Annotated in this window: 9 protein-coding genes; 2 read left to right on the top strand and 7 right to left on the bottom strand. The window is 73.2% G+C overall.

Annotated elements, in window-relative coordinates; genetic code table 11:
- Nucleotides 1-425: peptidoglycan-binding protein (locus tag FNQ90_RS27060; protein ID WP_228470877.1), on the top strand; the 425-nt coding region annotated here is incomplete at its 5' end.
- A gap of 216 nt (nucleotides 426-641) precedes the next feature.
- Nucleotides 642-1,424, top strand: coding sequence for an SAM-dependent methyltransferase (locus FNQ90_RS05350; RefSeq protein WP_182605204.1), 783 nt, complete (start codon nucleotides 642-644; stop codon nucleotides 1,422-1,424).
- 54 nt (nucleotides 1,425-1,478) lie between these two features.
- Here the strand turns inward: FNQ90_RS05350 and pheT are convergent, their stop codons facing one another.
- The 7 genes from pheT to infC form a co-directional block, all read right to left on the bottom strand.
- On the bottom strand, nucleotides 1,479-4,007 hold the full coding sequence (pheT, locus tag FNQ90_RS05345) for a phenylalanine--tRNA ligase subunit beta (protein ID WP_182605203.1): 2,529 nt from the start codon (nucleotides 4,005-4,007) through the stop codon (nucleotides 1,479-1,481).
- The gene (pheS, locus tag FNQ90_RS05340; protein WP_182605202.1) at nucleotides 4,007-5,155 is read right to left on the bottom strand and encodes a phenylalanine--tRNA ligase subunit alpha; all 1,149 of its coding nucleotides are present in this window, start codon (nucleotides 5,153-5,155) and stop codon (nucleotides 4,007-4,009) included. The genes pheT and pheS overlap by 1 nt, the downstream gene beginning before the upstream one ends.
- Before the next feature lie 152 nt (nucleotides 5,156-5,307).
- Nucleotides 5,308-6,387 (bottom strand): sensor histidine kinase, encoded by a 1,080-nt coding sequence (locus tag FNQ90_RS05335; protein ID WP_182605201.1) that lies wholly within the window; start codon nucleotides 6,385-6,387, stop codon nucleotides 5,308-5,310.
- Nucleotides 6,388-6,524: 137 nt separating this feature from the next.
- Nucleotides 6,525-7,412 (bottom strand): TrmH family RNA methyltransferase, encoded by an 888-nt coding sequence (locus tag FNQ90_RS05330; protein WP_182605200.1) that lies wholly within the window; start codon nucleotides 7,410-7,412, stop codon nucleotides 6,525-6,527.
- A 288-nt stretch (nucleotides 7,413-7,700) separates the two neighbouring features.
- Entirely contained in the window at nucleotides 7,701-8,084 is a 384-nt protein-coding gene (gene rplT, locus FNQ90_RS05325; protein WP_143618413.1) for a 50S ribosomal protein L20, read from the bottom strand.
- 110 nt (nucleotides 8,085-8,194) lie between these two features.
- A complete protein-coding gene (gene rpmI, locus FNQ90_RS05320; RefSeq protein WP_182605199.1) occupies nucleotides 8,195-8,389 on the bottom strand; it encodes a 50S ribosomal protein L35 in 195 nt (64 codons plus the stop codon).
- A gap of 106 nt (nucleotides 8,390-8,495) precedes the next feature.
- On the bottom strand, nucleotides 8,496-9,110 hold the full coding sequence (infC, locus tag FNQ90_RS05315) for a translation initiation factor IF-3 (RefSeq protein ID WP_143618417.1): 615 nt from the start codon (nucleotides 9,108-9,110) through the stop codon (nucleotides 8,496-8,498).
- Between the last annotated feature and the right edge of the window lie 331 nt (nucleotides 9,111-9,441).

Below are 9,441 nucleotides of genomic sequence, written 5' to 3'. Positions count from 1 at the left end.
GATCCGGCGGGAGCACCACCCACACCGTGCGCGCGGGGGAGACGCTCTCCGGCATCGCCACCGCGTACCCGGGTGTGACCTGGCAACAGATCGCGCAGGCCAACCGCATCCCGGCCCCCTACACGATCCGGCCCGGTCAGCGTCTGACCATTCCCGCCCAGCGCTCCGCCCCCGCCTCCCGGGAGCCGTTTCCCGGCGCCTCGTTCTTCCGGGTCGGCACCGACAGTCCGATCATCACCCGGATGGGTCGCCGCCTGGTGGAGGAGGGTTGCTCCCACTACCGGGTGGGCCCCGGGCCCCGGTGGTCCGACGCGGACCGCCGCTCCTACTCGGCCTGGCAGCGCAAACTGGGCTTCACCGGCGCGGACGCCGACGGCATCCCGGGCCGGACGAGTTGGGATCGGTTGCGGGTGCCGAGAGGATGAGCGGGTCCGCTCCGCCGAACCGGTGGTCCGGGAGGAACGGGTCCGGCCCGGCACGCCCGGCGGACGGCGCCCGGAACCCACGGCGCCTACGATCGGTGGTCCGGGGCCGGTCGGCGTCCCGGAGCCCGCACCCGGGCCCACCGGGCCGGCCGCCCGATCGGCGGAACGGCAGGAGATGATCACGTGACGGAGGCATCCGAACCGCGCCGGAACCCGGTGTCGAAGATCGACACCTCGGTGCCGCACTCGGCGAGGATCTGGAACTACTGGCTGGGCGGCACCGACAACTACGAGGTGGACCGGGTGGCGGGGGATCAATACCGCGAGGTCTTCCCCGGCATCGTGGAGATCGCCCGGGAGTCGCGGCGTTTCCTCGGACGGGCGATCCGTTTCCTGGCCCGCGACGCGGGGATGCGGCAGTTCCTGGACGTGGGCACGGGGCTGCCCACCGCGGACAACACCCATCACGTGGCCCAACGGGTCGCCCCGGACGCCCGGGTGGTCTACGTGGACAACGACCCGCTGGTGCTCATGCACGCCAACGCCCTGCTCACCAGTACCCCCGAGGGGGAGACCACCTATGTGGAGGCGGACCTCCGCGATCCCGAGGGGATTCTGCGGGCCGCCGGGGAACGGTTGGACCTGGACCGGCCGGTGGCCCTGATCCTCAGCGGGATCCTGGGGCACGTGGAGACGGTGGAGGAGGCACGCTCCATCGTGGACCGGTTGATGGGGGGGCTGGCCTCCGGCAGCTACCTGTGCCTGAACGAGGGCACCGACACCGACCCGGTCTACGCGGAGGCCCAGCGGGCGTACAACGAGAGCGGCGCCATCCCCTACCGGCTGCGGACGATGGAGGAGTTCCGCGGGTTCTTCGACGGTTTGGAGCCGGTGGAGCCGGGGGTGGTCTCGGTGCCGTTGTGGCGGCCGGAACCCTCCCCGGACGACTCGCGGCCACACGGGATCGGGCAGGCCGGCGGGGTGGCCCGCAAGCCCTGAGGGGCCTTCCGTCCGGCGGGGCCCCGATCTCCCGGGGCCCCGCCGGAGGCGGTGTCAGGCTCCGCGCACCACGGCGCCGGTGCGCTCCGCCGCGGCGGCCACCGCGGCGTCGTGCGCGCCGGCCGTCTCCTCGGCCGTCAGGGTGCGGTCCGGGGCACGGAACCGCAGGGCCCAGGCCAGCGACTTGCGGCCCTCTTCCACCTGTTCGCCGGTGTAGACGTCGAACAACCGCAGGGATTCCAGGAGTTCACCGGCTCCCTCCCGCAGCGCCTCCTCCACCCGGCCGGCCGGCACCGAGGCGTCCACGACCAGTGCCACGTCCCGCGTGGCCGGCGGGAAGTTCGGCACGCCGGGGGCGCGCACGGGCCCCTCGGAGGCCCGCTGCAGCAGATCCAGGTCAAGCTCCAGCGCGCAGGCGCCGGGGGGCAGCCCCATCGCCCCGATGACCCGGGGGTGCAGTTCACCGGCGTGGCCGGCGGTGAGGACCTCACCGTCCACGGTGACCCGGACCGCCGCGCAGCGACCGGGGTGCCAGGGAGCGTGTCGGTCCGCGACGATCTCGATGTCGGCGCCCGCCTCCCGGGCCACCAGCCGGGCGGTCTCCACCGCGTCCGCCCAGTCGGCCGGCCGTCCGGGACCCCACCAGCCGGCGGGGTCCCGCAGCCCGGCGAGCACCGCCGCGACCCGGCGCGGCTGATGCGGCAGCGCCGCGTCCAGGGAGGCGATCGCCTCGGCGTCGGGACGACGGTCCACCGGCAGCCGGGGCGCGGCGGGCTCCTCACCGGTGGGGCGGAAGACCAGACCGGTCTCGAACAGCGCGGTGTCGTGGTTGCCCCGGCCCTCGTTGCGGCGCAGCGCCGCGAGGAGCCCCGGCAGCAGCGTGGTGCGCAGGTGGGGTTCCTCGTCGGAGAGCGGGTTGACCAGCGTCACGGTGCGGCGACGCGGGTCATCGGGCTCCAGTCCGAGGGCGTCCAGCGCGGCGGTTCCCAGGAAGGGGTAGCACGGGGCCTCGACGAATCCCGCCCCCGCCAGCGCGCGACCGACCCGGCGGTGCAGTCGCTGCCGGGGGGTCAGTCCGCGGCCGGCCGGGGGCCGGGGCAGCGTGGAGGGCAGGTTCTCGTAGCCCTCCAGCCGGATGACCTCCTCCGCCAGGTCATTGGGATCGGTCAGGTCGGGTCGCCAACTGGGCACGGTGACGGTGAGTTCGTCGGTGCCGTAGACGTCGCACCCCACCCGCTGCAGGGCGCGGGCGACGGTCTCGCGACCGTAGGCGACGCCGGCCACACGGTCGGGGTGGTCGGCGGGGAGGCGGAGGGTGCGCGGCACACCCATCACGCCGACATGGGTGACGCCGGGGTCGGCGATGCCGCCGGCCAGGCCGACCAGGAGGTCGACGGCTCGCTGCGCGGCCGCGGCGGTCGCCTCGGGGTCCACTCCGCGCTCCCACCGCTTGGATGCCTCGGTGGTCAGGCCGTGGCGACGGACGGTGCGGGCGATCACGACGGGGTCGAAGTGGGCGGCCTCCACCACGATCTCGGTGGTGCCGCGCCACTCGTCGGTCTCCGGGTCCCGCTCGGGGGTGAGGACCTCGGTCTCCGCGCCACCCATGACGCCGGCCAGGCCGATCGGCCCCCTGGCGTCGGTGATCAGCAGGTCCTCGGGGTGGAGTGTGCGCTTGACCCCGTCGAGGGTGACGAGCTCCTCACCGGCCTCGGCGCGGCGCACGCCGATCCCGCCCTCCAGGCGGGCGCGGTCGTAGGCGTGGAGGGGCGTGCCCAGCTCCAGCATCACGTAGTTGGTGATGTCGACCGGCAGGGAGACCGAGCGCACCCCGGCCTTCTCCAGGCGGCGGCGCAGCCACACCGGGGTGATGGCGTCCGGCCGCACGCCGGTGACGACGCGGGCCGTGAACCGGTCACAGGCGGCCCGGTCCTCCACCCGCACGGGGTGTCCGTCCTCGTTGGGCACCGGCACGTCCAACAGCGCCGGGTCGCGCAGCGGCAGGTCGTGCGCGATGGCGGTCTCGCGGGCCAGCCCGCGCAGCGACAGGCAGTAGCCCCGGTCGGGGGTGACGGCGATGTCGAGGATCTCGTCCCGCAGTTCGAGGAGTTCGATCGCGTCGTCACCGGGCTCGTGGCCGGGCGGCAGCACGATGATGCCGCTGTGGTCGTCGGCCATGCCGAGTTCGGCGGCGGAGCAGATCATGCCCTCGGAGACACGTCCGTAGGTCTCGCGGGAGGAGATGGCGAAATCACCGGGCAGGACCGCGCCGGGCAGTGCCACGACGACGAGGTCCCCGACGACGAAGTTGCGGGCGCCGCAGATGACCCGCTGCGGTTCGCCGGACTCCGCACCCGCGGCGCCGACATCGACCGCGCAGTACCGGATCGGTTTCCTGAATCCGGTCAGCTCCTCGATCTCCAGGACCCGACCGACGACGAGGGGGCCGGTGATGTCGGCGCCGACGCGCTCGACGGTCTCGACCTCCAGACCGGCGGCGATCAGCTTCGCGGCGACCTCGCGGCCGGTGGTCCCGGCCGGCAGGTCGACGTACTCCCGAAGCCAGGAAAGCGGGGCCCGCATCAGATCTCCGTTCCGAAGGGTCGGGTGAAGCGGACGTCACCCTCGACCATGTCTCGCATGTCCTCGACGTTGTGACGGAACATCAGCATCCGCTCGATGCCGAACCCGAAGGCGAAGCCGCTGTAGCGCTCCGGGTCCACACCGCAGGCGGTGAGCACCCGCGGGTTGACCATGCCGCAGCCGCCCAGCTCGATCCAGCCCTCGCTGGAGCAGGTGCGGCAGGGGCGGTCGGGGTTGCCGACGGACTCCCCGCGGCACACATAGCACACCATGTCCATCTCGGCGGACGGCTCGGTGAAGGGGAAGTAGTTGGGACGCAGACGGGTGCGGATGTCGGGACCGAACAGGGCCCCCACCATGTGGTCGAGGGTGCCGCGCAGGTCCGCCATGGTCAGCCCCTCGTCGACCGCCAGCAGCTCGACCTGGTGGAAGACGGGGGTGTGCGTGGCGTCGAGCTCGTCGGTGCGGAAGACCCGTCCGGGACACACCACGTAGACCGGCGGCTCGCGGTCCAGCAGGGAGCGGATCTGCACCGGGGAGGTGTGGGTGCGCAGCACCACGCCGGAACCCGGACCGTCGGCGGCGTCCGCCGACCCCTCCCCGCCCCCGGGGCCGTGGAGGAAGAACGTGTCGTGTTCGCTGCGGGCCGGGTGGTCGGGGGCGATGTTGAGGGCGTCGAAGTTGAACCACTCCGCCTCGGCCTCGGGCCCCTCCGCGACCTCGTAGCCCATGGCCACGAAGACGTCCTCGATGCGCTCCATGAGCGTGGTCAGCGGGTGGCGGGCGCCGACGGGCGTGCGGCGGGCGGGGAGGGTGACGTCCACCGCCTCCTCGACCAGCACCCGCTCGTCGCGCTCCGCCTCCAACTCGGTCAGGCGGGCGGCGAGCGCCTTGTTGACCGCGCCGCGGGCCCGACCGACGCGCTTGCCCGCGTCGGCACGGGCCTTCGGCGGCAGCGCACCGATCTCCCGGTTGGCCAGCGCCAGCGGTGAGCGGTCGCCCGCGTGGGCGATCCTGACCTCGTGCAGTTCCTCGAGGTCGCCCGCGGCCGCGATGGCCTCCAGCGCGTCCTCGCGGGCCCGCTCGACCGCTTCCGGTTTCAGTGCCTCGACCTCGACCGGGTCGTAGGACTTGTTGGGTGCCGACATCTCTTCTCGATGTTCCCCTGGTTGCTGGTTCCTGGTTGCCCGGTTGCCCGGTGGCGCGCCGGGTCCCGCGACGGCGGGACCGGTGACGAGTCTACGGCCCGCCCCCGGGCTCCGCCCCGACCGCGGCTCCGCCCGGGCCCGGTCGTCGGGGCTCAGGCGAGGAGGGACGGCACGCCGGGGGGCAGGATGAGGCGGAACCGCGCCCCACCGCCCGGGGCCCGTCCCACGGTGACCGTGCCGCCGTGGGCCTCCACGATGCCCTTGACGATGTAGAGGCCCAGGCCCGTGCCGCCACGGCCGCTGCCGCGCCAGAAACGGGTGAAGACCCGGTGCATCGTCTCCTCCGGAATGCCGGGGCCCCGGTCGGCGACGGTGATCGCGGTGGACGCCGGACCGGACGGGGCCGACGGCGCCGGCCCCACTTCGATGGTGACGGTTCCCCCGCCGTGGCGCACGGCGTTTTCCAGGAGGTTGCCCAGTACCTGGTCGATCTTGACGGGGTCGGCCCACAGGCGGGGCGGCTCGCCGTTCACCCGGATCACGAAGCGCTCGGCCGGGACCCCGGCGGCGACCAGGGCGTCCACCCGGCGCCGCACCGCCTCCTCCACACGCAACGGCTCGCGCCGGATCTCCAGGCGACCGGAGTCGATCCGGGAGACGTCCAGCAGTTCGGTGATCAGACGGGTGACGCGGTCGGCGTCACCGTCCACGGTCTGCATCATCATCCGCTTCTGCTCGTCGGTGAAGCGGTCCCACTTGTCCAGCAGGGTGGCCGTGAAGCCCTTGACCGAGGTGAGCGGGGAGCGCAGTTCGTGGGCGACGGTGGCGATCAATTCGGCGTTACCGCGCTCCACGCGCCGTCGGGCCCGGGTGCCGCGCAGGGTGATCACCACCCGAACGGGAGCGGTGCGGGGGGCGGGCCGGACGTAGCGGGCGGCCACCAGGATCTCCCGACCACCGGGCAGCAGCAGGTTCCGTTCCGGCTGACCGCGACGTATGGCGAGGCCGCCGTAGGGGTCGGTGACCCGCCACCAGGGGCGGCCGTCGAGGTCCTCCAGCGGAAGGGCGTCCCCCAACGGACGGCCGAGGGCCCGGTGCGGGGCGATGCCCGTCAGCCGAGCGGCCTCGGCGTTGAAACAGGTGACGATCCCCTCCCGGTCCGCGACCACCAGGCCGTCCGGCAGGTCGTCCGGACGCGGACACGCGTCGTCCGCACCGGATGGTGTTCCCATGCCCTTCCCCTCCCCCCGGCGGGCCCGGCCGGGGCGCCCGCACGCCGCGTCAGCCTACCGCCGCGGCGGATGGTGGGAGCCCCTCCGTGCCCCGGGGTCACCCGGACGTGGGATCGCGGGGACGGGCGCCGGTGGGCTCACCCGGCGTCCGGCGGGTCGGCCCGGCTCCCCTCGCCCGCGCGACAGCCGCCCGGGGCCCGCTGGGCACGGGCGGAGGAGTACAGGCACACCGCCGCGGCGGTGGCGAGGTTCAGGCTCTCGGCACGACCGTGGATCGGCACCCGGACCACCGCGTCCGCCAGGGACCGGACCTCCCCGGGCAGGCCCCACGCCTCGTTGCCGAAGATCCACGCGGTCGGACCTCCCATGGCGCCGGTGTCCAGCTCCGCGTCGAGGTCGTGGTCCCCCGCGCCGTCGGCGGCCAGGCAGCGGGCGCCCGAGTCGGCGAGGGCGCGCACCGCCTCGGCGACGGGAACGCCCACCACCAGCGGTACGTGGAAGAGGCTGCCGGCGGAGGCCCGCACGGCCTTGGGGTTGTAGGGGTCCACGGAGGCGTCGGTGAGGATCACCGCGTCCGCCCCGGCCGCGTCGGCGCAACGCAGCACCGTCCCCGCGTTGCCCGGGTCACGGACGTGCGCGAGCACCGCCACCAGGCGGGGGCGGTCGGCCAGGACCGCGTCCAGGGGACGGTCGAGGAAGGAACACACGCCGATCAGTCCCTGGGGGGTGACCGTCTGCGACAGTCCTTCCACCAGGTCGGGCTCGGCGACGGCGACACGGCTTCCCCCCGCCCGGGCGAGGTCGAGGAGTTCGGCGTGGCGTTCGGCGGCGTCGGGGGTGGCGAGGAGGTCGAGCAGCACCGGTCCGTCGCTCCGCCCGACGCGCGCGGCGGCGGCCTCCCGGACCGCCTGGGGTCCCTCCGCGAGGAAACGGCGCTCCCGGGACCGGGCCGTGCGGCGCGTCAATCGACGGGCGGCGAGGATCCGCGGGGACCGTGGGGAGGTCAGCTCGACGGCGGGAGGCATGGCGACTCGGGGCTCGCTTCCGGGACTGGACGGACCGGGCCCGCGGCACGGTCCGCCACCCGGGAGGGACGGCCGGCCCGGGAGCACGGCACGGGGGCGCCCGATGGGGTACCGGGCGGGCGCGGGGGCCGGACACACGCCGGACCCGCGGGCAGGGCCCGCGGGTCCGGCGGATGCCCCGGCGCGGGGCCGGGTGAGGACACACGTCGACGTACGTCGACAAGCAGCGCCGTACGTCGACAAGCAGCGCCGTACGCCGGCGAACGCCGAATGATGGACGTCCGGTGCTCAGGCGGCCTTCGGGGCGTTCACATCGGCGGGCAGCGCCTGCTTGGCCACCTCGATGAGGGAGGTGAAGGCGTTGGGGTCGTTGACCGCCAGCTCGGCGAGCATCTTGCGGTCGATCTCCACCTCGGCCGCCTTCAGGCCCTGGATGAAGCGGTTGTAGGTCATGCCGTTGGCGCGGGCGGCGGCGTTGATCCGCTGGATCCACAGCTGCCGGAAGTCGCCCTTGCGCTTCTTGCGGTCGTTGTAGTTGTAGACGAGGGAGTGGGTGACCTGCTCCTTCGCCTTGCGGTACAGGCGGGACCGCTGACCGCGGTAGCCGCTGGCCTGCTCGAGGATCGCCCGACGCTTCTTGTGGGCGTTGAGCGCCCGCTTCACGCGTGCCACTGGTGAACTCCTTGTAAGGGGCCGTGGACGTGCGCACGGCCCGGGAACGGATGAGGACCCGGTTGTCGTCGCCCCGCCCGGTCACCGGTGGCCGGTCGGGCGGGAGGCGGTCACTTGCCGAGCATCTTCTTGATCCGCTTGGCGTCGGCCGGAGCGGTCTCCGTGGTGCCGGCCAGACGGCGGGTCAGGGTGGACGGCTTGTGCTCCAGGTAGTGACGGCGGCCGGCGCGCTGGCGCATCACCTTGCCGGAGCCGGTGATCTTGAAGCGCTTACCGGCACCGCTGTGCGTCTTGTTCTTCGGCATGTCGCCGTTCTCTCCTCGTCCATGGCACGCCTCCGGTTCGACCCGGAGGTCGTTCCGGAGGGTGCCGACTTTCGCTTGCTGTCCGAGCGGGGCGCCGCGCGGCCCCTCAGCTGCGGGGCTCCCCCTGCTGGCGCTCCGCCTTGCGGGCGGCCTGCGCCTGCCGGGCTTCGGCCATGGCCTCGGTCTTCTTCTTGTGCGGACCGAGAACCATGATCATGTTGCGGCCGTCCTGCTTGGGGTTGGACTCGACGAAGCCCAGGTCCTGGACGTCCTCGGCCAGACGCTGGAGCAGGCGGTAGCCCAATTCGGGCCGGGACTGCTCGCGCCCCCGGAACATGATCGTGATCTTGACCTTGTCACCCTGTTTGAGGAACCGGACGACGTGACCCTTTTTGGTGTCGTAGTCGTGCGGATCGATCTTCGGCCGGAGCTTCATCTCCTTGATGACCGTGTGCGCCTGGTTCTTGCGCGCCTCACGGGCCTTCATGGCCGACTCGTATTTGAACTTCCCGTAGTCCATGAGCTTGCACACGGGGGGTCGGGCGGTGGCCGCGACCTCGACGAGATCCAGGTCGTACTCCTGGGCAAGCTCCAGTGCCTTGGCAAGCGGCACGATGCCGACCTGCTCGCCACTGGGACCGACAAGTCGCACCTCGGGGACGCGAATCCGGTCGTTGATGCGGGGCTCGGCGCTGATGGGGCCTCCTCGGTTGCGCCGCACAGCCGCCTGGCGGACGGCAGTGCCTCGAACATGATGGGGTGCGCCCTCCGCCACGGACACGCGAACGCCCCGGGCGGGCACAGGCGGAAGCTCCTCGAAGACCGGAGCACCGCCGTGGCTGACCACGGGGCGCGACAAGACCTTCCGACCTGCCGACCCGAGGGTCGGTGCCAGGTGGGAGACGGAGCCTCCACTTGTGGATCGGCGGCCGGGTTCACGCCTCGGGGCACCAGCCCCGGCGTGTACCGGTCACCAATCGGTCGTAGCCAGGATACACGACATTTGCGCTCACCCGGATTCACGCGTCCCGGCCCCCGGCCACCCCCGGTCC

It is taken from the genome of Streptomyces alkaliphilus, assembly GCF_014141535.1.
Classification (GTDB): Bacteria; Actinomycetota; Actinomycetes; order Streptomycetales; family Streptomycetaceae; genus Streptomyces; species Streptomyces alkaliphilus.
The sequence above is the reverse complement of the archived record's forward strand: the minus strand, read 5'-3'. Positions and strand labels throughout refer to the sequence as shown.

Coding starts and splice junctions, on each gene's coding strand:
- pheS (WP_182605202.1), bottom strand. CDS start 5,155: ATGTCGGCACCCAACAAGTCCTACGACCCGGTCGAGGTCGAGGCACTG.
- FNQ90_RS05330 (WP_182605200.1), bottom strand. CDS start 7,412: ATGCCTCCCGCCGTCGAGCTGACCTCCCCACGGTCCCCGCGGATCCTC.
- pheT (WP_182605203.1), bottom strand. CDS start 4,007: ATGCGGGCCCCGCTTTCCTGGCTTCGGGAGTACGTCGACCTGCCGGCC.
- rpmI (WP_182605199.1), bottom strand. CDS start 8,389: ATGCCGAAGAACAAGACGCACAGCGGTGCCGGTAAGCGCTTCAAGATC.
- FNQ90_RS05335 (WP_182605201.1), bottom strand. CDS start 6,387: ATGGGAACACCATCCGGTGCGGACGACGCGTGTCCGCGTCCGGACGAC.